Here is a 591-nt window from a genome sequence, read left to right as displayed (position 1 = left end):
CGCCTCCCAAAAAGTAACGGAGGCGCTCAAAGGTATCCTCAGTATGGTTGGAAATCATACATAGAGCACAAAGGTAGAAGGATGCTTAACTGCGAGACTTACAAGTCGAACAGATACGAAAGTAGGACTTAGTGATCCGGCGGTCCCGAGTGGAAGGGCCGTCGCTCAACGGATAAAAGTTACCCCGGGGATAACAGGCTTATCTCCCCCAAGAGTTCACATCGACGGGGAGGTTTGGCACCTCGATGTCGGCTCATCGCATCCTGGAGCTGTAGTCGGTTCCAAGGGTTGGGCTGTTCGCCCATTAAAGCGGTACGCGAGCTGGGTTCAGAACGTCGTGAGACAGTTTGGTCCCTATCTGTTGTGGGCGTAGGAAAATTGAAGAGAGCTGTTCCTAGTACGAGAGGACCGGAATGGACGCACCCCTGGTGCTCCTGTTGTCACGCCAGTGGCATAGCAGGGTAGCTATGTGCGGACAGGATAATCGCTGAAGGCATCTAAGCGAGAAGCCCCCTTTAAGATGAATTTTCCCATTTGTAAGATGTAAGATCCCATGTAGACCACATGGTTGATAGGATGGATGTGTAAGCG

General features: G+C 51.6%; 1 rRNA gene. It reads left to right on the top strand.

The window, feature by feature from the left end:
* Positions 1 to 591 (top strand): 23S ribosomal RNA (locus CXQ89_RS17805); the annotation flags it as partial.

Source organism: Arthrobacter sp. ZGTC212 (assembly GCF_002929255.1).
GTDB classification, from domain to species: domain Bacteria; phylum Actinomycetota; class Actinomycetes; order Actinomycetales; family Micrococcaceae; genus Arthrobacter_B; species Arthrobacter_B sunyaminii.
The sequence above is the reverse complement of the archived record's forward strand: the minus strand, read 5'-3'. Positions and strand labels throughout refer to the sequence as shown.